We start from the raw sequence: 22,828 nt of genomic DNA, 5'->3' as shown, positions 1-22,828 counted from the left end.
CATTCAATATTGAACGCCCACACTTATCGGTTGTTGGAACAGGGTCTGTAGCTCAGCTGGTTAGAGCACTGTGTTGATAACGCAGGGGTCGTTGGTTCGAGCCCAACTAGACCCACCAAATTCCGATGGCTAGATGCGGTAAGAGGACACTGGGGGATTAGCTCAGCTGGGAGAGCACCTGCTTTGCAAGCAGGGGGTCGTCGGTTCGATCCCGTCATCCTCCACCACCCAACGACAAGAGAAGACTTCGGTCATTCAACACCAAAGCGGCTTTGCTAAGAGGCTGCTTTGTTGTTGATCAATATCGATTGATCAATCGGCTGTTCTTTAAAAATTCATAGAGTCGAAATCAGAGTTGCCAGGGGAAACTGCACATTCGTAAAGGTTTAGTGCAGACCGTGCCCCTGGTGACAAATTTTTGATTGCGTCAAAACGAATGTTCAATGAGCAAACGTGATTGCGAAAGCGATTGCGAAGTAATTTGAACTCAGTAATGACGAATGTTTCTTGATAGTGATATCGAGGAATTATTCACATTACGGCATAACGCGCCAGGTGAAAGACCTGGCAAGTCCTTGAAGATGATGGCGATATCTTGAAAGAGATGTCAAAGTTATAGGGTCAAGTGACTAAGAGCATGTGGTGGATGCCTTGGCGATTACAGGCGACGAAAGACGTGATAGCCTGCGATAAGCTTCGGGGAGCTGGCAAATAAGCTTTGATCCGGAGATTTCTGAATGGGGAAACCCACCTCGCAAGAGGTATCGCATACTGAATACATAGGTATGCGAGGCGAACCGGGTGAACTGAAACATCTCAGTAGCTCGAGGAAAAGACATCAACCGAGATTCCGAAAGTAGTGGCGAGCGAAATCGGAAGAGCCTTCTAGTGATAGCACGACTGTTAGCAAAACGGGATGGAAAGCCCGGCCATAGCAGGTGATAGCCCTGTATGCGAAAACAGACGTGTGGTACTAAGTTAGAGAAAAGTAGGGCGGGACACGAGAAATCCTGTCTGAATATGGGGGGACCATCCTCCAAGGCTAAATACTCGTAATCGACCGATAGTGAACCAGTACCGTGAGGGAAAGGCGAAAAGAACCCCGGGAGGGGAGTGAAATAGATCCTGAAACCGCATGCTTACAAAAAGTAGGAGCCCGCAAGGGTGACTGCGTACCTTTTGTATAATGGGTCAGCGACTTACATTCAGTGGCAAGGTTAACCGAATAGGGAAGCCGTAGAGAAATCGAGTCCGAATAGGGCGAATCAGTCGCTGGGTGTAGACCCGAAACCAAGTGATCTATCCATGGCCAGGATGAAGGTGCCGTAACAGGTACTGGAGGTCCGAACCCACTAGTGTTGCAAAACTAGGGGATGAGCTGTGGATAGGGGTGAAAGGCTAAACAAACTTGGAAATAGCTGGTTCTCTCCGAAAACTATTTAGGTAGTGCCTCAAGTATTACCTGCGGGGGTAGAGCACTGTTTAGGCTAGGGGGTCATGGCGACTTACCAAACCTATGCAAACTCCGAATACCGCAGAGTACAGCTTGGGAGACAGAGCACCGGGTGCTAACGTCCGGACTCAAGAGGGAAACAACCCAGACCGCCAGCTAAGGTCCCTAAAATTGGCTAAGTGGGAAACGAAGTGGGAAGGCTAAAACAGTCAGGATGTTGGCTTAGAAGCAGCCATCATTTAAAGAAAGCGTAATAGCTCACTGATCGAGTCGTCCTGCGCGGAAGATGTAACGGGGCTAAGCCAGTTACCGAAGCTGCGGATTTGCAATTTATTGCAAGTGGTAGGAGAGCGTTCTGTAGGCCTGTGAAGGTGTCTGGTAACGGATGCTGGAGGTATCAGAAGTGCGAATGCTGACATGAGTAGCGTTAAAGGGGGTGAAAAGCCCCCTCGCCGTAAGCGCAAGGTTTTCTACGCAACGTTCATCGGCGTAGAGTGAGTCGGCCCCTAAGGCGAGGCAGAGATGCGTAGCTGATGGGAAACAGGTCAATATTCCTGTACCGATCAATAGTGCGATGTGGGGACGGAGAAGGTTAGCTCAGCCAACTGTTGGATATGTTGGTTCAAGCCTGTAGTCGTGCCTGGTAGGCAAATCCGCCGGGCTTAGATGAGGGGTGATAACGAGTCTGCTTGCAGACGAAGTGAGTGATACCCTGCTTCCAGGAAAAGCCACTAAGCTTCAGCTATTGACGACCGTACCGCAAACCGACACTGGTGCGCGAGATGAGTATTCTAAGGCGCTTGAGAGAACTCAGGAGAAGGAACTCGGCAAATTGATACCGTAACTTCGGGAGAAGGTATGCCCCAAGTAGGTGAACTCGTACAGAGGGAGCCCAACGGGGTTGCAAAAAATCGGTGGCTGCGACTGTTTAATAAAAACACAGCACTCTGCAAACACGAAAGTGGACGTATAGGGTGTGACGCCTGCCCGGTGCTGGAAGATTAAATGATGGGGTGCAAGCTCTTGATTGAAGTCCCAGTAAACGGCGGCCGTAACTATAACGGTCCTAAGGTAGCGAAATTCCTTGTCGGGTAAGTTCCGACCTGCACGAATGGCGTAACGATGGCCACACTGTCTCCTCCTGAGACTCAGCGAAGTTGAAATGTTTGTGATGATGCAATCTCCCCGCGGAAAGACGGAAAGACCCCATGAACCTTTACTGTAGCTTTGTATTGGACTTTGAACAGATCTGTGTAGGATAGGTGGGAGGCTTTGAAGTGAGGACGCTAGTTCTCATGGAGCCAACGTTGAAATACCACCCTGGTGTGTTTGAGGTTCTAACCTAGGTCCATTATCTGGATCGGGGACAGTGCATGGTAGGCAGTTTGACTGGGGCGGTCTCCTCCCAAAGCGTAACGGAGGAGTTCGAAGGTACGCTAGTTACGGTCGGACATCGTGACGATAGTGCAATGGCATAAGCGTGCTTAACTGCGAGACTGACAAGTCGAGCAGATGCGAAAGCAGGACATAGTGATCCGGTGGTTCTGTATGGAAGGGCCATCGCTCAACGGATAAAAGGTACTCTGGGGATAACAGGCTGATACCGCCCAAGAGTTCATATCGACGGCGGTGTTTGGCACCTCGATGTCGGCTCATCTCATCCTGGGGCTGTAGCCGGTCCCAAGGGTATGGCTGTTCGCCATTTAAAGAGGTACGTGAGCTGGGTTTAAAACGTCGTGAGACAGTTTGGTCCCTATCTTCCGTGGGCGCTGCAGATTTGAGGAAGCCTGCTCCTAGTACGAGAGGACCGGAGTGGACACACCTCTGGTGTATCGGTTGTCACGCCAGTGGCATTGCCGAGTAGCTAAGTGTGGAAGAGATAACCGCTGAAAGCATCTAAGCGGGAAACTCGTTTCAAGATGAGATCTGCCGGGGCCTTGAGCCCCCTAAAGAGTCGTTCAAGACCAGGACGTTGATAGGTCAGGTGTGGAAGCGCAGTAATGCGTTAAGCTAACTGATACTAATTGCTCGTGCGGCTTGACCCTATAACTTTGATAGCCAACACGCTCACCAGCGTGAAGCTCAAAGTCTGTTATGCCAAGTTAGACGCAGTCAAATACAAAAAATCTGATTCCAGACTCTATGAATTCGCCAGGCTGTTCACAAGAACAGCCCAGCACCAAGTTATGCCTGATGACCATAGCAAGTTGGTACCACTCCTTCCCATCCCGAACAGGACAGTGAAACGACTTTGCGCCGATGATAGTGCGGGTTCCCGTGTGAAAGTAGGTCATCGTCAGGCTCTTACAGCCCAGAAAACCCCAGTCTCTAAAGGACTGGGGTTTTTTGCTTTGGAAAGTCACAATAAGACACCGACCCGCGCGCCCTGATGCGAACATTCACCATGCAACTACAAGATATTCTGTATTCTCAAGGCTTCGGTACGCGTCGTGTCTGTGCGGGCCTGATCCAGCAAGGATGGGTTTTGGTGGGCGTAGCGTCATCGACTTCGTCTGAGCTCGTTCTTTGTACCGATGCTACGGCTGACTTCGAGCCAGAAGGGCTGCAGTTGCGCGTGCAAGGTGTGGATTGGCCTTTTCAGGCCAAGGCGTACGTGCTGCTTCACAAGCCTGCCGGGACGGAATGCTCCCAGAAACCGTCCACCTACCCCAGCATCTACACCTTGTTGCCTCCGCCGCTGCGTCAGCGGCCCACAAAGAGTGCCGTACAGGGAGTGCAGGCTGTGGGGCGGCTTGATCAGGACACGACGGGCATGCTGCTCCTCAGTGACGACGGGCAGTTCATTCACCGCTTGAGCTCGCCCAAGAAGCATGTGCCCAAGGTCTACCAGGTCACGACGAAACACCCGGTGGACGACGCGCAGATCTCAAAGTTGTTGTCAGGGGTCGTGCTGGATGATGACCCCAAGCCGGTTCGTGCGGCACACTGCGTCAGTGTGGACTCTCACCGGTTGGACATGACTTTGACCGAGGGCAAGTACCACCAGGTCAAACGGATGATTGCCGCGGTCGGCAATCGGGTGGAGGGGCTTCACCGCTCTCGCATTGGAGGCATGGATTTGCCTGCCGATCTGGCGCCCGGGCAGTGGCGATGGCTGAATGCAGCAGATCTTGCGCTCTTGAATAGCAACGATTGAACATGCCCTGGCAACGATCATGGGCATGGGATGTTGCAAGCCAAGTGAAGGCAACATGCTTCTTACCGCCGACGGCTTGACTAGAGACCCTGTGATAGGGCGTACGACACGGACAGGCAGCATTCCTTGGTTGGACCAGTACATCTTCGGCTGCGCAAGTGCGGATATGACATTGATCAAAGAGTGAACTATCACCCTGATGTTACGTGTTGTCGCGCAAGGCCTGGTCGGGCGCAGCGCTACACTCCAAAGCTGTATTGAAAGTGGTTTTGTGAAGATTTTCTCGATTGCTCGCACCTGCGTTGTAGCCCTTGGTGGCTGGTGGTATTGCGTCGCTGGCTTGGCGGCGGGCGCTCCGCCTCTTTTTGTGCTTAATTCGCTGGAGGCCAATGTCAGCGTCATTGACCCTGTGACCTGGACCGAAACCGCCCGCATCCCCACGGGCAAAGAGCCACATCACCTTTATCTGACGCCCGATGAGAAGTCGATCATCGTGGCCAACGCGCTGGGCGACACGCTGACTTTTGTGGACCCCCGTACTGCCGAGGTGCAGCGTACGGTGCGTGGCATTGTGGACCCCTACCACCTGCGCTTCAGTCCCGACATGAAGTGGTTCATCACGGCGGCCAATCGCCTGAACCATGTGGATTTTTACCGATGGGATGGCAAGGACTTGACGCTGGTGCAGCGGGTGGCTACTTCGCGCACGCCCAGCCATTTGTGGATCGACAGTCGCAGCGCCACGGTCTATTCAACCATGCAGGACAGTGATGAGCTGGTGGCCATTGACATCGCCACCCAGACCATCAAATGGCGCGTCAAAACCGGCCCCATGCCCGCCGATGTGTATGGCAGCCCGGATGGCAAGCACCTGTTTGTGGGCCTGACGGGCGGGGACAGCGTAGAAGTGTTTGATATCTCCGGGCGTGACGCGGCCAGCATCAAGCGGATCAAGACAGGCAATGGGGCGCATGCCTTCAGGGCCGCGGGTGATGGGCGGCATTTGTACGTCAGTAACCGCGTCGCCAACTCCATCAGCAAGATCGACATGGGCACCCTGCAGATCGTCGAATCCTACCCAGTCCCCGGCGGACCCGACTGCATGGATGTTTCGGCAGATGGCCGTTACATCTACGTCAGCTCGCGCTGGGCACGGAAGCTCTCGGTGGTGGACACACAAGCGAAGAAGGTGGTGCGCCAAGTCAATGTGGGCAAGTCACCCCACGGCGTATGGACTCTGCAGCACGCGCCGCGTTGAGCGTGTCACAGGCGGGCGAAGGGTATGTCGGTTCGCGCTCATCAGACCGCAAGGGCTACGCTCAGGAATGCTATTGTATTAATAGCTAGCTGCGTATGTTTCACTGGCGCTACTGCGCAAAATGACTGCAAAAAGCCCCTGTACCTGACATTTGATACCGGCCATATGGAGGTCGCGCCTCTGGTGGCTCAGGTACTGAAGCGTCAGCAGGTTCAGGTGACCTTCTTTGCAGCGAACGAGCGCACCAAAGAAGGGGATGGAAGCCTGGGAGACCACTGGGCGCCATGGTGGCGTGCACGTGCTGCAGAAGGGCACGAGTTTGCCTCCCACACTTGGAACCACACCTACTGGCGCGCCGACGCGGGTACTGTCCAGCATCCGGCCTTTCGGGTTCGCCCTTCGGCGGGCGTGCGCGAGGGCCAGAGCTTTGAGATGTCGGCGTCTGAATACTGCGAAGAAATCACCCGCGCCTCTGATCGCTTGAAGGCCATTACGGGCAAGACACCTTTGCCCCTGTTCCGAGCACCGGGCGGCAGGACCTCTGCGCAGCTGATTTCCAGCGCACGGAAGTGCGGCTACGCGCATGTGGGTTGGTCCCCAGCAGGATTCCTGGGGGATGAGCTGCCCAGTGAAACAGCCAGCAACGCGATGCTGCTGAACAAGGCGCTGCGCGATGTGCGCAGTGGCGACATCCTGCTAGCGCATCTGGGGATCTGGTCGCGCAAGGACGCGTGGGCGCCGGCTGTACTCGAGCCTTTGATCGAGGGGCTGAAGCAGCGGGGCTTTTGCTTTCGCACGCTGCGCGATCATCCCGACTATGCGGCTGCTGTGGCCCACGTTCGCTAGCATGGGCAGCCACGACGGTTTCCGTAACGCTCGCCGTTGCAGTGCAGCGCTGAGGCTTTTAACTGAATAACAGGGTGCCAGGGAGCGCAACAAGATGGGATGGCTAGGCAGTGTATTTGACAGTCTGCAGCAATGGCTTTTTGAGAGCGTGCTGCAGCCGCTGATGTTCACCACCGGGCTGGCCAGTCTGCTGGAAAGCGGCTACGAGGCCTCGGGCTGGCTGCTGGTGGGGTTGCTGCAGTTGGTGGTCATCGTGGCCGTCATTGGTCCCTTGCAGCGCTTGTGGCCGGTGGAGCCCATCACCGACAGGGCCACCATTCGCACCGACATCCTGTACACCTTGATCCACCGGTTGGGTCTGTTCCGACTGGTGCTGTTTTTCACGGTCGATGCGCTGGCGGACTCGATGTTTGGAACCCTGCGCGTGGCCGGTGTCAGTACCTTCCAGCTCGACGGCGTCTGGCCGGGCGTGACGGACATACCCTGGGTCAGTCTGCTGATGTATCTGGTGGTGTTCGATTTTGTGGACTACTGGATCCACCGGGGTCAGCACCATTTTGAGTGGTGGTGGCGCCTGCATTCGCTGCACCATGCGCAGCGGCAGATGACGATGTGGAGCGACAACCGCAACCACCTGCTCGACGACCTGCTGCGCGATGTGATTCTGGTGACGGTGGCGCAGCTGATTGGCGTGGCGCCCGGGCAGTTCATTGCCATCGTGGCCATCGCGCAGCTCAGCGAGAGCTTTCAGCATGCCAACGTGCGACTGTGGTTCGGCCAGGTGGGAGAGCGGCTCTGGATCAGCCCCCGCTTTCACCGGCGGCATCACAGCATCGGCATTGGCCATGAAACGGTCAAGCCACCGGCTGACGCTGCTGGAGGCATGCCATCCGCGCCGCCGCGTGTGGTGCTCGGTGGTCACAACTTTGGGGTGCTCCTGCCCTGGTGGGACATGTTGATGGGCACGGCCAACTTCGAGAAGCGTTTTGACCCCACCGGTGTGCGCGACCAGGTCGAGCCAGGTGCCGATGGCCGCTTGCGCGACTACGGCAGTGGGTTCTGGTCCCAGCAATGGCGGGGCGTACTGCGGTTGCTGGGCAAGGCCTGAGCAGCCCGGCAGGCGCTCCCTGTATGCTTCCCGCCATGGGACTTCTGCTTGATTCTTTCTGGCGTGCCGCCGCCTACTGCCTGCGGCCCCGCGTGATTGCGCTGTCGCTGCTGCCCTTGCTGTTGATGGTCGCCTTGGCGCTGGGCCTGGGCCATTTCTATTGGGATGCAGCAGTGCAGGGGATGCGCGCTTTGCTGGATGCGTCCACGCTGCTGGCCAGCGTCTGGAGCTGGCTTCAGGGCTGGGGTTTGGGTGACGTGACTGCCGTGATGGCGCCGCTGATGGTGGTGCTGGCCGTGGCGCCGGTACTGGTGGTGGTATCGCTGCTTGCGGTGGCAGTGCTCATGACCCCCACATTGGTGGCCTTGGTCGCCGCGCGGCGCTTTCCCGATCTGGAGCGCAAGAAGGGCGGGTCCTTCATTGCGAGTGTGGCCTGGTCGATAGGGTCCACGGTGCTGGCGCTGGTGGCGCTGGCAGTGTCTGTCCCCCTCTGGCTGGTGCCGCCGCTGGTGCTCATCCTGCCGCCCCTGATCTGGGGGTGGCTGACCTACCGGGTGATGGTGTTTGATGCGTTGGCCGATCATGCCAGCAAGGAAGAGCGCCAGGAGATATTCCGTCGCCATCGCAGCAGCCTGCTGGGCATTGGGGTTGTGACGGGTTATCTGGGCGCTGCGCCCAGCATTGTGTGGGCGTCGGGGGTGGTGTTTGCGGCTGCTTTTTTTGTGCTGGTGCCCTTGGCGATCTGGATCTACACCCTGGTGTTCGCATTTTCGTCGCTGTGGTTCACGCACTATGGGCTGGCCGCGCTGCAGCGCTTGCGGGCCGAGCGGACCGCAATGGCGCCGAAGACGGCGTTCTCCCCGGTGGCCGATGCAATGCCGCATCCCGCAGAAGCTACGCCCTTGGATACGGCGGCAGAGCCCGCGCCTGCGCTGCCATCCCCCGCCATTCCCCTGCCAGGAGACAAGACACCATGACCCCTACCTTTGGCCTCATCATCGTGGGCGACGAGATCCTTTCAGGCAAGCGGGCCGACAAGCACATGCCCAAGGTGATTGAGCTTCTGTCGGCGCGTGGCCTTTCTCTGGCCTACGCCGACTACGTGGGCGACAACCCGGACCGCATCACTGCCACGTTGCAGCGGGCGTTTGCTTCGGCCGATGTGGTGTTCTCGTGCGGCGGCATCGGCGCGACACCCGACGATCACACGCGGCAATGTGCTGCGCGTGCCCTGGGCAAGGAGCTGGCCCTGCACCCCGAGGCCGAGGCCCTGATCCGTGAGCGCATGCAGGACGTGGCGCGCGAACAGGGCGTGCCCTATGAGCCCGACCGGTCTGACAACGTGCACCGTCTCAACATGGGCATGTTCCCGGTGGGTGCGCGCATCATTCCCAATCCCTACAACAAGATTCCTGGCTTCAGCTGCGAAGGGGCAGGGGGTGGGGCTGTGCACTTCGTCCCGGGCTTTCCTGTCATGGCCTGGCCCATGATCGAGTGGGTGCTGGAACAGCGCTACGCGGCCCATTTCAACCGTGCGCCACAGACCGAGCAGTCGGTGGTGGTTTATGGCGCCATGGAGGCGGCGTTGACCCCCCTCATGGAGCAGATTGAAAAATCGCACCCGGATGTGCGGGTGTTCAGTTTGCCCAGCGTAGATCATCCACAATACGGGCGGCACATCGAACTGGGCGTCAAAGGCCCCGCGTCCTCGGTGCCTGCGGCATGGCAGGCATTGAAAACTGGATTGCACAAATTTGGTGCAAATTGCGGCCCCGAATTGGTGCGCAATCTGTGAAGTTCAGATTCGATGAATGAATTGCACCGTGTTGGTGCTTTTGGGCACCTGCCATGCCGACCTGTCGCGGGTAGCGCTCCTTCATAGTGCGGCGCTGCACTCGGCTGGCACGCAAACTGCTTTTATCTCGCAAACTCTTTTTTCAACAAGCGCTTTATCCAGGAGAACCTGATGGCCAAGACCGTTGCAGACGTGATGAAGATGGTGAAGGAGAACGAAGTCAAGTTCGTTGACTTCCGTTTCACCGATACCCGTGGCAAACAACAGCACACCACGGTGCCCGTCTCTCACTTCGACGAAGACAAGTTCACTTCGGGCCATGCCTTTGATGGTTCGTCGATTGCCGGTTGGAAGGGCATCGAAGCCTCCGACATGCAGCTGATCCCCGATCCGAGCACGGCCAACATCGATCCTTTCTTCGAAGAAACGACGCTGATCCTGACCTGCGACGTGATCGAGCCCACCGACGGCAAGGCCTACGACCGCGACCCCCGCTCCATCGCAAAGCGCGCTGAAGCCTACCTGAAGGCCTCCGGCCTGGGCGACACCGCCTACTTCGGTCCCGAGCCAGAATTCTTCATCTTCGACGGCGTGCGTTGGAGCACCGAGCCCAACCACACCTTCTACGAAATCGAAGAGTACGAAGCTCCCTGGAACACTGGCGCCAAGCTCGAAGGTGGCAACCGTGGTCACCGTCCCACCGTCAAGGGCGGCTACTTCCCCGTGCCCCCCGTCGACAGCACGCAAGACATGCGCGCCGAGATGTCCCTGATCCTCGAATCCCTGGGCATCCCGGTCGAAGTGTTCCACCACGAAGTGGCGGGCGCTGGCCAGAATGAAATCGGCACCCGTTTCAGCACCCTGGTGGAGCGCGCTGACTGGACCATCCTGCAAAAGTACGTGATCCACAACGTGGCCAATGCCTACGGCAAGACCGCCACGTTCATGCCCAAGCCCTACCACGGCGACAACGGCTCCGGCATGCACGTGCACCAGTCCGTCTGGAAGGACGGCAAGAACCTGTTCGCTGGCGACGGCTATGCCGGTCTGTCGGACTTCGCGCTGTACTACATCGGCGGCATCATCAAGCACGCCCGTGCCCTGAACGCCATCACCAACCCAGGCACCAACAGCTACAAGCGCCTGGTGCCTCACTTCGAAGCCCCGGTGAAGCTGGCCTACTCGGCCAAGAACCGCTCGGCCTCGATCCGCATTCCTTACGTGGCCAACCCGAAGGGCCGTCGCGTGGAAGCCCGCTTCCCCGATCCACTGATGAACCCCTACCTGGGCTTTGCCGCCCTGCTGATGGCGGGTCTGGACGGCGTGGAAAACAAGATCCATCCTGGCGAAGCCGCCACGAAGGACCTGTACCACCTGCCTCCAGAAGAAGACAAGCTGGTGCCTACCGTGTGCCACAGCCTGGACCAGGCCCTGGAGCACCTGGACAAGGACCGAGCGTTCCTGACCAAGGGTGGTGTGTTCACCGACAGCATGATCGACGCCTACATCGATCTGAAGATGAACGAAGTGACCCGCTTCCGCATGGCCGTGCATCCTGTCGAGTACGACATGTACTACTCGCTGTAATCGTCTGCCTGCAGACCATTGCTCAAGAAAAGGCGGCGCAAGCCGCCTTTTTTCATGGGCGGGCGAAGATGGCGCTGGCGTCGAATGCGTGCGGCGGAACCAAGGTGCCAGGTGTTGCATCCGTATACACAGCCTTCCAAGGGTCTGCCTTTGTTGGATTGGAGATGTAGGGTGATTGGGGGATACTCCCCCGACCCCTGCATGTCCGTGCGAGGAAACCGAATGAAAAAAACGCTCATCACCCTGCTTCTCATCGCCGGCTCCGTCCCCGTGGCCCTGGCGCAAGACCGCATCTACCGCTGCGGCAACGAATACACCAACAACGCGCAGCAGGCCAAGGAGCGTGGCTGCAAGCTGGTCGAGGGCGGCAACGTCACGGTGGTGCAGGGCACCCGCCCGGCGTCTGCCGCAGCCGCCGCCGGTGGCAGTGGTGCAGCAGCCTCTTCGTCTGCGACCTCGCCCGCCAACGCACCCCGCGTCAGCAACAACGAGCAGAAGTCCCGCGATTCGGATGCGCGCGCCATCCTGGAGTCCGAGCTGCGCAAGGCCGAAGCACGCCATGCCGAGCTGCTCAAGGAATACAACAACGGCGCCCCCGAGCGCAATGCGCTGGACCTGCGCAATCCCCAGCGCTACACCGAACGCACGGCCGAGCTCAAGGCCAGTGTGGCCCGCAGCGAGAGCGACATCGCAGGCATCAAGCGCGAGATTGCCCGCCTGCCAGCGCCTGCGGCGCCCACCAACTGACGACGGCGATAGCGTGTGAGTGCCCCTTCCTCCCCCGAATTGCCCGGCACTGACACCGGGCGTTTCCATTCCCTGGACCTGATGTCCACCCTGGTGGCCGTGCTGCGTGCTGACGATGGCGCCGTGCAGTTTGCCAACGCCGCTTTGGAGAATACGCTCGGCCTGTCGCGCCGCACCCTGGAGGGGGCGGACTTCTCCACCTTCTTCACCGACCCCGCGCTGCTGCAGACCGCCCTGGCGGGCGCCCGGGGCAAGGACTTTGCTGCGCTGCGCTACGAGGCCAGCCTGAAGCGCCTGCACCAGGACCCGGTACCCGTGCATGTCAACGTGGCCGATGCCGAGCAGGTGGGCGAAATCCTGGTGGAGCTTTGGCCGCTGGAGCAGCAGGCCCGCCAGGACCGCGAGGAGCGCCTGCGCGATCAGGCCCAGGCCAACAAGGAGCTGATCCGCAACCTCGCCCACGAGATCAAGAACCCGCTGGGCGGCATTCGGGGCGCGGCGCAGCTGCTGGAGATGGAGCTCGACAACCGGGAGCTCACTGAATACACCCAGGTCATCATCCACGAGGCCGACCGCCTGCAAAGCCTGGTGGATCGGTTGCTTGCGCCGCATCGCCACCCGCATCTGGTGGGCGATGTGAACATCCATGAGGTGTGCGAGCGTGTGCGTTCGCTCGTGCTGGTCGAATACCCGCAGGGCCTCAAGGTGCAGCGCGACTACGACACCTCCATCCCCGAGTTCCGGGGGGACCGTGCGCAGCTCATTCAGGCGGTGCTGAACATTGTGCAGAACGGGGCCCAGGCGCTGTCAGAGCGCATCGCCAAGGGGGATGCCGTGATCACACTGCGCACGCGCGTGGCCCGCCAGGTCACGTTCGGCCGGCAACGCTACCGGCTGGCACTGGAATTGCATGTCATCGACAACGGACCGGGCGTACCCGATGCCATCAAGGAGCGGATTTTTTACCCCTTGGTGTCGGGTCGGGACGGCGGATCAGGGCTGGGGCTGACGTTGGCGCAAACCTTCGTGCAGCGACACCACGGGTTGATCGAATGCGACAGCGTACCGGGTCGCACCGACTTCCGCATCCTGATCCCGCTGCCTTGAAGCGCACGACGGTCCCTGACACGCAACCACAGGGAAGGTAAGAAAAATATATGAAGCCGATCTGGATAGTAGATGACGACCCCTCGATCCGCTTCGTCCTGGAAAAGGCGCTGGCCCGCGAGAACCTGCCCACCCGCAGCTTCACGCACCCGCGCGAAGTGCTGGACGCACTGGCCGATGTCACTGCGGGCGACCCCGCCCGCCAGGGCCCCCAGGTCCTGGTGAGCGACATCCGCATGCCCGGGGGCTCGGGCTTGCAACTGCTGGAGAAGGTGCGCGAACTGCAGCCCGGCCTGCCTGTCATCATCATGACGGCGTACTCCGACCTCGACAGTGCGGTGTCGGCCTTTCAGCGCGGCGCATTCGAATACCTGCCCAAGCCCTTTGACCTGCCGAAGGCGGTGGAGCTGATCCGCCGCGCGGTCGAAGAAAGCCAGCGCGAAGAAGTCACCGAAGAGCGCCAGACCGCGACCCCCGAGATGCTGGGCCAGGCGCCTGCCATGCAGGACGTGTTCCGCGCGATCGGGCGGCTGTCGCAAAGCCAGGTCACGGTGCTCATCACCGGCGAGTCGGGCTCGGGCAAGGAGCTGGTGGCGCGCGCGCTGCACAAGCACTCGCCCGTGGCAGACGGCCCCTTTGTGGCCATCAACACCGCCGCCATCCCCAAGGACTTGCTGGAGAGCGAACTCTTCGGCCACGAGCGCGGCGCCTTCACCGGCGCGCAGACGCAGCGGCGCGGCCGCTTCGAGCAGGCCGAGGGCGGCACGCTGTTCCTCGACGAAATCGGAGACATGCCGTTTGACCTGCAGACGCGCCTGTTGCGCGTGTTGTCCGATGGGCAGTTCTACCGCGTGGGTGGCCACGCGGCCGTCAAAGCCCATGTCCGCGTGATTGCTGCCACCCACCAGAACCTGGAGCACCGGGTCAAGGAAGGTGGCTTCCGCGAGGACTTGTTCCACCGCCTCAACGTGATCCGCCTGCGCTTGCCCGCGCTGCGCGAGCGGCACGAGGACGTACCCATGCTCACGCGCCACTTCCTGCAGCAGAGCGCGCGGCAGCTGGGCGTGGAGCCCAAGCGCATTGCCGACTCGGCGCTTGCGCGGCTGGAGCAGTTTGCCTTCCCTGGCAACGTGCGCCAGCTGGAGAACATCTGCCACTGGCTCACGGTGATGGCGCCCGCACAGGTGATCTCGCTGCAGGACTTGCCGCCCGAGGTACTGGAAGCCCCGGTGTACCAGCCGCCCGTGCGCGCAACGGCGGGCGCTGAGCCCGCTGCGGCCACGGTGACATCCATGCCGGTGGCCCCGCTGGCGCCTGTCGCCCCGGTGGCGCAGCCTGCGCCCGAGCTGGTGGGTGGTCTGCACCCTGCAGCGCCCGTGTCGATTCCTGTGCCTGCGTCTGCACCTGTAGCCGCTGCGTCCTGGTCGGCCGACGCTGTGGCCGCCCCTGTGGCTGCCGCCCACAGTTGGGAACAGGCGCTCGAAACCGAAGCGCAAAAACTGCTCGCAGGCGGTCAGCCCGAGGTGTGGGACGCGCTCACGCGGCGCTTTGAGTCGCGCCTGATCCGTACGGCCCTGGTGGCCACCCACGGGCGCCGCATGGAGGCCGCGCAACGCCTGGGCATCGGGCGCAACACCATCACCCGCAAGATCCAGGAGCTGGGGCTGGACGCACCGGATGAAGCATAAAGTGCATAAAAATGGCCCAAAGTGGCCATTGAATATGCATTGATAGCTATTGAAAATATAGCAATCCAAGGCTGCTCCTGCACCCGGGGCGGCTTTCAATTTTGGCCCCATCGGGCGACCGGCCAGTCGCCGCGCGGCGGGCCGTGTCCTACATGCAGGCCCTCCCTGGGCCGACCCGGCACCCCGGAGGTGGCTTCAACAATGAAGTCACTGTCAACCAACCGGAGATGTTCCTATGTCGGATTTCAACGATGCTAACCGTGACCCTTTGACCAATGAGCCAGGTGCGCACCCCGTCGGAACGGGTGTGGGTGCCGCCCTGGGTGGCGCCGCGGCCGGTGCCGCTGCAGGTGCTTTTGGCGGCCCGGTCGGCGCTGCCATTGGTGGCGTGGCGGGTGCGGTGGCTGGCGGCTTGGCCGGCAAGGCCGCCGCCGAGGGGGTCAACCCCACCGAGGAAGACGCCTACTGGCGCGATACCTACCACCGCGAACCCTACTATGTGGGGGGCCGCACCTACGAGCAATACCGCCCCGCGTATGAGCTGGGTTGGTCGTCGGTGGGGCGTTACGAGGGCAGCTTTGACGCCATCGAGCCCCGCTTGGCGGACGACTGGCGCGCGCGCCATGGCAGCGACGGCTTGGCCTGGACCGACGTACGCCCTGCAACGCAAGCTGCGTGGGACCGCGCAGCGAGCCGCCGTGCGCACGCCAACGACCGCGCGATGGACGTGATTGACACCGAGGACGTAGTGGACGTGCTCAACGACTTGCTGGAGTCGGCACGCGATGGCGAGTATGGCTTCCATGCCTGCGCCGAGCATGCCGATTCGGGCCAGCTCAAAGGCATCTTCCAGCGCCACTCGCGCGAATGTGCCGCTGCGGCGATGGAGCTGGAGCATGAGATCCGCCGCCTGAATGGCGAGCCTGCGCAAGGTGGCACCGTGGCCGGTGCGCTGCACCGGGGCTGGGTGTCGGTGAAGACGGCGCTGTCCACGCAGGACGACAAGGCGGTGCTGGAAGAATGCGAGCGTGGCGAAGATGCCGCCGTGGCCCGCTACCGCAAGGCGCTGAAGGCGACGCTGCCCGCCGATGTACGCGCATTGGTCGAGCGCCAGGCGCAGGGCGCCCAGCGCAACCATGACGAGGTGCGTGCGCTGCGCAACGGGTTCTCCACCCGCCCATAAGCGCGGACGGTGGCCCCGCTTGCCCACTGGCGCCTTGGAGGGGCAGGTGTTTGGCCAGTGGGCTCACGCATTGAAAAAGGCTGCCAGAGCAAACCTCTGGCAGCCTTTTTTCATGCCACGTACGGGCGTCGCCACATGGGAGCCCTTATGCCCCGGGGTGTGTATCAGACGCTCATCGTGACCACCACCGGCGCGTGGTCGCTCGGCTGCGGGTTCTTGCGCGGGGCGCGGTCCACCACGCAGGCCGTCACCGTGGGCTTGAGCGCTTCGCTCACCAGGATGTGGTCGATGCGCAGGCCCCGGTTTTTCTGGAAGCCCAGCATGCGGTAGTCCCACCACGAGTAGCTTTTTTCGGGCTGCTCGAACATGCGGAAGGCATCGGTCAGCCCCAGCGCCAGCAGGGCCTGGAAGTGGTTGCGCTCTTCGGTCGTGTGGTGGATGGTCTCGCGCAGGCCTTCGGGGTCGTACGAGTCGCGGTCTTCCGGCGCCACGTTGAAGTCGCCCACCAGCACCAGGCGCGGGTGGGCCGCCATCTCGGCGCGCACCATGTCCTGCAGGGCCTGCAGCCAGCGCATCTTGTAGGCAAACTTTTCAGAGTCCGGCTCCTGGCCGTTGACGAAGTAGCCGTTGAGCAGGCGCAGCGGGCCTGCGGGCGTGTCCAGCGTGGCAGCAATGACGCGGGCTTGCTCGTCGCCAAAGTCGGGGATGTTGCGCACCACATCGCGCAACGGGTGGCGGCTCAGGATAGCTACGCCGTTGTACGTTTTCTGGCCGAAGGCGGCGGCCTCGTAGCCCGCCTCTTTCAGCGCGTCGTGCGGAAACTTGTCGTCGGTGAGTTTGAGCTCCTGCAGGCACAGGGCATCGACCGGGTTAGCGGCCAGCCAAGCTAGCACCTGGGGCAGGCGCACCGACAGGGAGTTCACGTTCCAGGTGGCAATTTGCATGGTTTTTGGCCGGTAGCCCTAGTGGATAATGCGCTAGAAGCTATCAAAATGTGAGTAAAAAAGTGGTGAGGCTGCGCCGTCAGCTGCGGCGCACACGGGTCACAAAGCTGAACGGCAGTCCGTTGGTGCTGACATGGTGCTCACGGGCAGTTTCTACCCATTCTGGGCCCAGCACGGGGGCATAGGCATCGCCGTCAAAGTCTTGCGCAATCTCCGTCACCTCCACGCAGTCCGCCAGGGGCAGGGCCTCCGCATAGATCTGCGCGCCGCCGATGATCCACACGGTCTTGCCCGTGTCGCAAAGCGCCAGGGCTTCGTTCAGGCTGCCAGCGCGGTGGGCACCCTCGGCCTGCCAGTCGGCCTGGCGCGTTACCACGATGTTGGTGCGGCCGGGCAGGGGGCGAAAGCGCGGGGGCAGCGAGTCCCAGGTCTTGCGGCCCATGACCACCGGGCAGCCCTGCGTGAGCTGCTTGAAGTGCGCCATGTCCTCGGGGATGTGCCAGGGCAGGCGGTTGTCCTTGCCGATGACGCCGTTGGCCGCGCGGGCATAAATGAGGTGCAGGGGCATGGGGCTCGCTCGGTGCTTGGGAGGTGGATAGGATCAGATGTGCAGGAACGCCAGCGCGCCCACGCCCAGGCCCACGGCGGCCACGCCGTACATGCCGTATTCCAGCCACTTCTTCTTGGTCAGCAGCGCAATGGCGGCCAGGGCAATCGCCACCTGCAGCGCGGTGGTGGCCTGGGCCCAGCGGTGGTGCTGGTGCATCTGGGCTTCGCTTTGCTGGTCGAAGGCGTGAGCGTCGGCTTCGAGCTTCTCGGCCACGGCCTTGATCTCGTTCTTTTCTTTTTCGTAGCGGTCGATCTTGCCCTGGTACTTGGCCTTTTCGGTCTCGGCCGGGGTCAGGTCACGCGCCAGCTCGGCCAGGCTCTGTTTGGTGCTTTTGGACTGGAAGTAATTCCACTGGTTGGAGGCCTCGGTCTTCTTGATGGCCGCGTCGTTCTTCATCAGGCCGGCATTGGCCTGCGTGGCGCCGCCCATGTAGGCAAAGATGGCGCCCACCGTGGCAACGATGGCCGTGAACATGGCGATCTTGTTGGTGGACGAGCTGCCGCCGTGGTCCGCGCCGTGGTGTGCAGCATCGTGGCCGTGGGTGGCATGTTCGACCGCGTGGTCGTGGGGGCCGTGTACGTGGAATCCGCCGGAAGACATGGATAGAAACTCGTTGTATTGGTTGTGGGTGAAAGCAGGGCAGATGCAGCAGGGGCGTGGGTGCGGTGATCAGACCGCCACGGGCGCCTTGATGGCCGGGTGGCACTGGTAGTCCAGCACCTCAAAGTCTTCAAACTGGTAGTCGAAGATGCTGTCCGGCTTGCGCTTGATGTTCAGCACGGGGTAGGGGTAGGGCGTGCGCGCGAGTTGCGTCTGCACCTGTTCGTGGTGGTTGGTGTAGATGTGGCAGTCGCCGCCCGTCCAGATGAAATCGCCCACATCCAGGTCGCATTGCTGGGCCACCATGTGGGTCAGCAGCGCGTAGCTGGCGATGTTGAAGGGCACGCCCAGAAAGATGTCGGCGCTGCGCTGGTACAGCTGGCAGCTCAGCGTGCCGCGACCGCCGGGCGCTTGCGCCGGGGCCACGTAGAACTGGAAGAACGCGTGGCAGGGCATCAGCGCCATCTTGTGCAGCTCGGCCACGTTCCAGGCGCTGACGATGATGCGGCGCGAGTCGGGGTTGGTTTTTAATGTCTTGATGACGTCGCTGATCTGGTCGATGTGGCCGCCGTCCGGCGTGGGCCAGCTGCGCCACTGCACGCCGTACACGGGGCCCAGGTCGCCGTCCTCGCGTGCCCATTCGTCCCAGATGGTCACGCCGCGCTCCTTCAGCCAGTTGTTGTTGCTGGAGCCAGTCAGGAACCACAGCAGTTCCTGGATGATGGACTTGAGGTGCACCTTCTTGGTCGTCACCAGCGGAAAGCCTTCCTTCAGGTCAAACCGCATCTGGTGGCCGAACACACTCTTAGTGCCGGTGCCGGTGCGGTCCGACTTGTCCACGCCGTGGGTGAACACGTGACGCATGAAGTCTTCGTACTGGGAGCGCACGGGGCGGGTGGGCAAGGCAGGGGCTGCCGGGGCGGCAGAAGGCTGGGTCATGGGATGGATCACTCAGGGTGGGGCGCCGCCATCAAGGGGTGGTCGTTGCCGACGCCGGATTTTATGCGGAGCGGGAGAATGCGGGGCTTACCCTCCATCGTCCGTCTTAGCAATGACAACTTCTGCCACTTCCGTCACCGTCCGCCCCCTCCAGGCTGCCGACTGGCCCGCCGTATGGCCCATCCTGCGCACCACCTTCCAGGCGGGAGACACGTATGCCTTTGCCCCCGATAGCAGCGAGGCCGAGATCCACAAAGCCTGGGTAGAGCTGCCTGCAGCAACCTTTGTCGCCCTCGGTGCGGGCGGGGAGATTCTGGGCACCTACTTCATCAAGCCGAATCAGCCTGGGCTGGGCGCCCATGTGTGCAACTGCGGCTATGTGGTGGCGCCGACTGCGCAGGGGCAGGGCGTGGCGTCGTTGATGTGCGAGGACTCTCAACAGCAGGCTGTGGCCATGGGCTTTCGGGCCATGCAGTTCAACCTGGTGGTGGCCAGCAATGTGCGCGCCGTACGGCTGTGGCAGCACCTGGGCTTTGCGATCGTGGGCACGTTGCCCGGGGCCTTCAGGCACCACACGCTGGGCTATGTCGATGCCCATGTGATGTTCAAGACACTGGTGGCCTGAGCCGGTTGCCCATGCAAAAAGGGCTCCCAAGTGGGAGCCCTTTCTGAGTCCGGGAGGCTGGGTCCGCTAGCGTGCGAGGCCACCACCCGGGAAGGTCTGCGTTCTTACATTGCGCTGATTTCGCCCGATGGGATCTTGCCGGTGCGCACGGCTTCAGCAGCCTGGGCACGCACGGCAGCACGGTCAGCCGTGGACTTGTAAGTCACCACACGCGAACCAGCGGGTTCGATGCTGCGTGTTTGAGCCACGGTAGCGGCTTCGGCTTGCACTTCAGCGCGGGTGCGGTTGGTTTGGAATTGGGTCGCGAATTGCGAAGCATCGGCTTCGTCAGCCTGGGCACCAAAAGATGCGAAAGCAGCGACAGCGGCGATGGAGAGGAAACGTGCGGTGTTGTTCATGATGGATAAGTCCTAGAAGTTAAAAAAGCGTCTCAAAAAAGCCGGGTCAAAAACCATTCCTGAACCGGGTTCGGTGAGTCGCCTTGCGGGTTCGGCTCATCGATGGGTTGAACTGTACGCCGATGGTCTTCGGAGAAAAACTACACAGTCGCAAACTGACTGTTCCAGTTTTGGAAACAATGGGCGCGCACGAAGTGCGCCCCTGTGTCAAATTTGCGCGGAGCACCGCAGAGCCAAGGCAGGCATCCCAGGCCCCCAATGCAGATACCCAATTGATAGATCTAGGTAGAAATACCGAGATTCTGGCGAAATTTAGTATGTGTATGGCTTTTCAAAGTATCAACTGAGCATCAGAGCATCGGTATCGTTCAGTCCATCAATGCCGCAATCCGACTGGCGTTGAATGGCAGATCCATACCAACTACGCAGGAGACGTTCCGATGCCCCGTTCCACCCGTCCACACACCCGCCTGGCTCTGGCCGCTGCTGCCCTCGCGGCATCGCTGTGCGGCGCCGCTGCGCACGCGCAGACCGAACTCGTGATTGCTACCGTGAACAACGGCCACATGATCGAGATGCAGAAGCTCAGCAAGAACTTCGAGCAGGCCAACCCCGACATCAAGCTCAAGTGGGTGACGCTGGAAGAAGGTGTGCTACGCCAGCGCGTGACGACCGACATCGCCACCAAGGGCGGCCAGTTCGACGTGATGACCATCGGCATGTACGAGGCGCCCATCTGGGGCAAGAAGGGCTGGCTGCAGGAGTTGAAGACCGACGCCGCCTATGACGTGGATGACCTGCTGCCCGCCATGCGCAACGGTCTGTCGGTCGACGGCAAGCTGTTTGCCGCGCCCTTCTACGGCGAAAGCTCGATGCTGATGTACCGCAAGGACCTGGCCGACAAGGCCGGCGTGCAGGTGCCCGAGCGCCCCACCTGGCCACAGATCAAGGACCTGGCCGCCAAGATCCACGATCCCAAGAACGGGGTGTATGGCATCTGCCTGCGTGGCAAGCCGGGCTGGGGCGACAACATGGCCTTTTTGACCACGCTGGTCAACACCTTTGGCGGTCAGTGGTTTGACATGCAGTGGAAGCCGCAGCTCGAATCCAAGCCCTGGAAGGATGCGATCACCTTCTACGTGGACCTGCTCAAGAACTACGGCCCCCCCGGCTCGTCGGCCAACAGCTTCAACGAAATTCTGGCGCTGACCAACTCTGGCAAATGCGGCATGTGGATCGACGCGACCATCGCGGCGTCGTTTGTGAGCGACCCCAAGCAGTCCAAGGTGGCTGACCAGATGGCCTTTGCCCAGGCGCCCACCATGAACACGCCCAAGGGCGCCAACTGGCTGTGGTCGTGGAATCTGGCTATTCCGGCTGGTTCCAAAAAGGTAGACGCGGCGCAGAAGTTCATCACCTGGTCCACCAGCAAGGACTACATCCAGCTGGTCGCCAAGACCAACGGCTGGGCCAACGTGCCGACCGGCACGCGCAAGAGCACGTATGCCTCGCCGGAGTTCCAGAAGGCCGCGCGCTTTGCTGCGGCCGAGAAGGTTGCCATCGACTCGGCCAACCCGACCGATTCGACCTTGCCCAAGAGCCCGTACGTGGGTGTGCAGTTCGCGGCCATTCCCGAGTTCCAGGCCATCGGCATCGCCGTGGGGCAGCAGATGAGTTCCGCGCTGGCAGGCAAGACGACGGTGGACGCGGCGTTGAAGGCCAGCCAGGTGTCGGCTGACCGCGAGATGAAAAAGGCCGGCTACTACAAATAGGCATTCATTCGGCCACTGCGCGGGCCGATCCGGAGCCGGTGTTCCTCGCCGTACGGGAGTACGGTTGCGGTACAGCGACCCCGCCTCGGCCCGCTCGCGACGCCGACTGAACGCCTATATCTGCTGGACTTTTTTCTGAGGCTTCCATGAACCGCCGCCTGCTCCCCCGCCTGCTGCTCACGCCGGCCATGGCCACGCTCTTCCTGTGGATGATCGTGCCGCTGGTGATGACGATCTACTTCTCGCTCATCCGCTACAACCTGATGCAGCCGGACCAGACCGGTTTTGCCGGGCTGGAGAACTTTGAGTATTTCGTCACCGACCCTTCGTTTGGCACGGCGGTGGTTAACACGCTGCTGCTGCTGGGCAGCGTGATCCTCATCACGGTGGTGTTTGGCATTGCGATTGCGCTGCTGATCAACGAGCCGTTTGCGGGCCGGGGCATTGTGCGGGTGCTGCTGATCTCGCCTTTCTTCGTCATGCCCACGGTGAACGCGCTGATGTGGAAGAACATGATGATGAACCCCATCTATGGCGTGCTCGCGCAGGTGTGGATGTTCTTCGGCGCGCAGCCGGTCGATTGGCTCACCGACTACCCGCTGTTCTCCGTCATCGTGATGGTGTCATGGCAATGGCTGCCTTTTGCCACGCTGATCTTCATGACCTCGCTGCAGAGCATGAACCACGAGCAGCTCGAAGCCTCGCGCATGGACGGCGCCAACTATCTGCAGCAGCTGCGCTACCTGTACGTGCCGCACCTCGCGCGCTCGGTGGCCGTGGTGGTGATGATCGAACTCATCTTCTTGCTCAGCATCTTTGCCGAGATCTACACCACCACCGGTGGGGGGCCGGGCGATGCAAGTACCAACGTCACCTTCCTGATCTTCAAGCAGGCGCTGCTCAACTTTGACGCGGGCGTGGCCTCGGCCGGGGCACTGTTTGCGGTGGTGCTGGCCAATATTGCGGCCGTGTTCCTCATCCGCATGGTCGGCAAGAACCTCGATAAGTAAG

At 60.9% G+C, this 22,828-nt stretch carries 19 protein-coding genes, 2 tRNA genes and 2 rRNA genes; 18 read left to right on the top strand and 5 right to left on the bottom strand.

Features of this window, described 5'->3' with window-relative positions:
• The first annotated feature begins 41 nt into the window (after positions 1 to 41).
• The 15 genes from C8C99_RS11965 (at position 42) to C8C99_RS11895 (ending at position 15,929) form a co-directional block, all read left to right on the top strand.
• Positions 42 to 118, top strand: a tRNA-Ile gene (locus C8C99_RS11965).
• A 33-nt stretch (positions 119 to 151) separates the two neighbouring features.
• Positions 152 to 227, top strand: a tRNA-Ala gene (locus C8C99_RS11960).
• Positions 228 to 619: 392 nt separating this feature from the next.
• Positions 620 to 3,498, top strand: a 23S ribosomal RNA gene (locus C8C99_RS11955).
• 144 nt (positions 3,499 to 3,642) lie between these two features.
• Positions 3,643 to 3,755 (top strand): 5S ribosomal RNA (gene rrf, locus C8C99_RS11950).
• A gap of 102 nt (positions 3,756 to 3,857) precedes the next feature.
• Positions 3,858 to 4,610 carry a 16S rRNA pseudouridine(516) synthase gene (locus C8C99_RS11945; RefSeq protein WP_056638065.1) on the top strand — a complete coding sequence of 251 codons (753 nt, stop codon included), beginning with the start codon at positions 3,858 to 3,860 and terminating at the stop codon, positions 4,608 to 4,610.
• Between the two features lie 271 nt (positions 4,611 to 4,881).
• Positions 4,882 to 5,868: a YncE family protein gene (locus C8C99_RS11940; RefSeq protein ID WP_056637691.1), complete on the top strand. Its 987-nt coding sequence runs from the start codon at positions 4,882 to 4,884 to the stop codon at positions 5,866 to 5,868.
• A 24-nt stretch (positions 5,869 to 5,892) separates the two neighbouring features.
• Positions 5,893 to 6,714, top strand: coding sequence for a polysaccharide deacetylase family protein (locus C8C99_RS11935; RefSeq protein WP_082576713.1), 822 nt, complete (start codon positions 5,893 to 5,895; stop codon positions 6,712 to 6,714).
• Positions 6,715 to 6,808: 94 nt separating this feature from the next.
• Positions 6,809 to 7,822 carry a sterol desaturase family protein gene (locus tag C8C99_RS11930; protein WP_056637695.1) on the top strand — a complete coding sequence of 338 codons (1,014 nt, stop codon included), beginning with the start codon at positions 6,809 to 6,811 and terminating at the stop codon, positions 7,820 to 7,822.
• A gap of 35 nt (positions 7,823 to 7,857) precedes the next feature.
• Positions 7,858 to 8,799, top strand: a complete 942-nt coding sequence (locus tag C8C99_RS11925) for an EI24 domain-containing protein (RefSeq protein WP_082576719.1) — start codon at positions 7,858 to 7,860, stop codon at positions 8,797 to 8,799.
• Entirely contained in the window at positions 8,796 to 9,617 is an 822-nt protein-coding gene (locus C8C99_RS11920; protein ID WP_056637701.1) for a molybdopterin-binding protein, read from the top strand. The genes C8C99_RS11925 and C8C99_RS11920 overlap by 4 nt, the downstream gene beginning before the upstream one ends.
• A 171-nt stretch (positions 9,618 to 9,788) precedes the next feature.
• The gene (gene glnA / locus C8C99_RS11915) at positions 9,789 to 11,204 is read left to right on the top strand and encodes a type I glutamate--ammonia ligase (RefSeq protein ID WP_056637704.1); all 1,416 of its coding nucleotides are present in this window, start codon (positions 9,789 to 9,791) and stop codon (positions 11,202 to 11,204) included.
• A 222-nt stretch (positions 11,205 to 11,426) separates the two neighbouring features.
• A complete protein-coding gene (locus tag C8C99_RS11910) occupies positions 11,427 to 11,951 on the top strand; it encodes a hypothetical protein (protein WP_056637707.1) in 525 nt (174 codons plus the stop codon).
• An 81-nt stretch (positions 11,952 to 12,032) separates the two neighbouring features.
• The gene (gene glnL, locus C8C99_RS11905) at positions 12,033 to 13,058 is read left to right on the top strand and encodes a nitrogen regulation protein NR(II) (protein WP_056637712.1); all 1,026 of its coding nucleotides are present in this window, start codon (positions 12,033 to 12,035) and stop codon (positions 13,056 to 13,058) included.
• Between the two features lie 50 nt (positions 13,059 to 13,108).
• Entirely contained in the window at positions 13,109 to 14,746 is a 1,638-nt protein-coding gene (ntrC, locus tag C8C99_RS11900) for a nitrogen regulation protein NR(I) (protein WP_108625867.1), read from the top strand.
• 235 nt (positions 14,747 to 14,981) lie between these two features.
• Complete coding sequence (locus tag C8C99_RS11895; protein WP_108625866.1) at positions 14,982 to 15,929, top strand: PA2169 family four-helix-bundle protein; 948 nt, start codon at positions 14,982 to 14,984, stop codon at positions 15,927 to 15,929.
• 164 nt (positions 15,930 to 16,093) lie between these two features.
• Here the strand turns inward: C8C99_RS11895 and xth are convergent, their stop codons facing one another.
• The 4 genes from xth to C8C99_RS11875 form a co-directional block, all read right to left on the bottom strand.
• Positions 16,094 to 16,873, bottom strand: a complete 780-nt coding sequence (gene xth / locus C8C99_RS11890; RefSeq protein ID WP_108625865.1) for an exodeoxyribonuclease III — start codon at positions 16,871 to 16,873, stop codon at positions 16,094 to 16,096.
• 79 nt (positions 16,874 to 16,952) lie between these two features.
• Positions 16,953 to 17,441: a dihydrofolate reductase gene (locus C8C99_RS11885; protein WP_108625864.1), complete on the bottom strand. Its 489-nt coding sequence runs from the start codon at positions 17,439 to 17,441 to the stop codon at positions 16,953 to 16,955.
• 33 nt (positions 17,442 to 17,474) lie between these two features.
• On the bottom strand, positions 17,475 to 18,083 hold the full coding sequence (locus C8C99_RS11880) for a DUF4337 domain-containing protein (RefSeq protein ID WP_108625863.1): 609 nt from the start codon (positions 18,081 to 18,083) through the stop codon (positions 17,475 to 17,477).
• A 69-nt stretch (positions 18,084 to 18,152) separates the two neighbouring features.
• Positions 18,153 to 19,022 carry a thymidylate synthase gene (locus C8C99_RS11875; RefSeq protein ID WP_108625862.1) on the bottom strand — a complete coding sequence of 290 codons (870 nt, stop codon included), beginning with the start codon at positions 19,020 to 19,022 and terminating at the stop codon, positions 18,153 to 18,155.
• Between the two features lie 112 nt (positions 19,023 to 19,134).
• On the opposite strand from C8C99_RS11875, the gene C8C99_RS11870 reads away from it, so the two are divergent.
• Complete coding sequence (locus tag C8C99_RS11870; RefSeq protein WP_108625861.1) at positions 19,135 to 19,647, top strand: GNAT family N-acetyltransferase; 513 nt, start codon at positions 19,135 to 19,137, stop codon at positions 19,645 to 19,647.
• A 104-nt stretch (positions 19,648 to 19,751) separates the two neighbouring features.
• Here C8C99_RS11870 and C8C99_RS11865 read toward each other — a convergent pair whose 3' ends face one another.
• Positions 19,752 to 20,045 (bottom strand): hypothetical protein, encoded by a 294-nt coding sequence (locus C8C99_RS11865; protein WP_056637737.1) that lies wholly within the window; start codon positions 20,043 to 20,045, stop codon positions 19,752 to 19,754.
• Between the two features lie 440 nt (positions 20,046 to 20,485).
• On the opposite strand from C8C99_RS11865, the gene C8C99_RS11860 reads away from it, so the two are divergent.
• Entirely contained in the window at positions 20,486 to 21,817 is a 1,332-nt protein-coding gene (locus C8C99_RS11860; RefSeq protein WP_108625860.1) for a sugar ABC transporter substrate-binding protein, read from the top strand.
• Positions 21,818 to 21,963: 146 nt separating this feature from the next.
• Entirely contained in the window at positions 21,964 to 22,827 is an 864-nt protein-coding gene (locus tag C8C99_RS11855) for a carbohydrate ABC transporter permease (protein ID WP_056637744.1), read from the top strand.
• Position 22,828: the final 1 nt, after the last annotated feature.

It is taken from the genome of Acidovorax sp. 107, assembly GCF_003058055.1.
Taxonomy (GTDB): Bacteria; Pseudomonadota; Gammaproteobacteria; order Burkholderiales; family Burkholderiaceae_C; genus Acidovorax.
This window is presented reverse-complemented; position numbering and strand designations above follow the sequence as displayed.

Coding starts and splice junctions, on each gene's coding strand:
- C8C99_RS11945 (WP_056638065.1), top strand. CDS start 3,858: ATGCAACTACAAGATATTCTGTATTCTCAAGGCTTCGGTACGCGTCGT.
- C8C99_RS11935 (WP_082576713.1), top strand. CDS start 5,893: ATGTCGGTTCGCGCTCATCAGACCGCAAGGGCTACGCTCAGGAATGCT.
- C8C99_RS11930 (WP_056637695.1), top strand. CDS start 6,809: ATGGGATGGCTAGGCAGTGTATTTGACAGTCTGCAGCAATGGCTTTTT.
- C8C99_RS11925 (WP_082576719.1), top strand. CDS start 7,858: ATGGGACTTCTGCTTGATTCTTTCTGGCGTGCCGCCGCCTACTGCCTG.
- C8C99_RS11920 (WP_056637701.1), top strand. CDS start 8,796: ATGACCCCTACCTTTGGCCTCATCATCGTGGGCGACGAGATCCTTTCA.
- glnA (WP_056637704.1), top strand. CDS start 9,789: ATGGCCAAGACCGTTGCAGACGTGATGAAGATGGTGAAGGAGAACGAA.
- C8C99_RS11910 (WP_056637707.1), top strand. CDS start 11,427: ATGAAAAAAACGCTCATCACCCTGCTTCTCATCGCCGGCTCCGTCCCC.
- glnL (WP_056637712.1), top strand. CDS start 12,033: ATGTCCACCCTGGTGGCCGTGCTGCGTGCTGACGATGGCGCCGTGCAG.
- ntrC (WP_108625867.1), top strand. CDS start 13,109: ATGAAGCCGATCTGGATAGTAGATGACGACCCCTCGATCCGCTTCGTC.
- C8C99_RS11895 (WP_108625866.1), top strand. CDS start 14,982: ATGTCGGATTTCAACGATGCTAACCGTGACCCTTTGACCAATGAGCCA.
- xth (WP_108625865.1), bottom strand. CDS start 16,873: ATGCAAATTGCCACCTGGAACGTGAACTCCCTGTCGGTGCGCCTGCCC.
- C8C99_RS11885 (WP_108625864.1), bottom strand. CDS start 17,441: ATGCCCCTGCACCTCATTTATGCCCGCGCGGCCAACGGCGTCATCGGC.
- C8C99_RS11880 (WP_108625863.1), bottom strand. CDS start 18,083: ATGTCTTCCGGCGGATTCCACGTACACGGCCCCCACGACCACGCGGTC.
- C8C99_RS11875 (WP_108625862.1), bottom strand. CDS start 19,022: ATGACCCAGCCTTCTGCCGCCCCGGCAGCCCCTGCCTTGCCCACCCGC.
- C8C99_RS11870 (WP_108625861.1), top strand. CDS start 19,135: ATGACAACTTCTGCCACTTCCGTCACCGTCCGCCCCCTCCAGGCTGCC.
- C8C99_RS11865 (WP_056637737.1), bottom strand. CDS start 20,045: ATGAACAACACCGCACGTTTCCTCTCCATCGCCGCTGTCGCTGCTTTC.
- C8C99_RS11860 (WP_108625860.1), top strand. CDS start 20,486: ATGCCCCGTTCCACCCGTCCACACACCCGCCTGGCTCTGGCCGCTGCT.
- C8C99_RS11855 (WP_056637744.1), top strand. CDS start 21,964: ATGAACCGCCGCCTGCTCCCCCGCCTGCTGCTCACGCCGGCCATGGCC.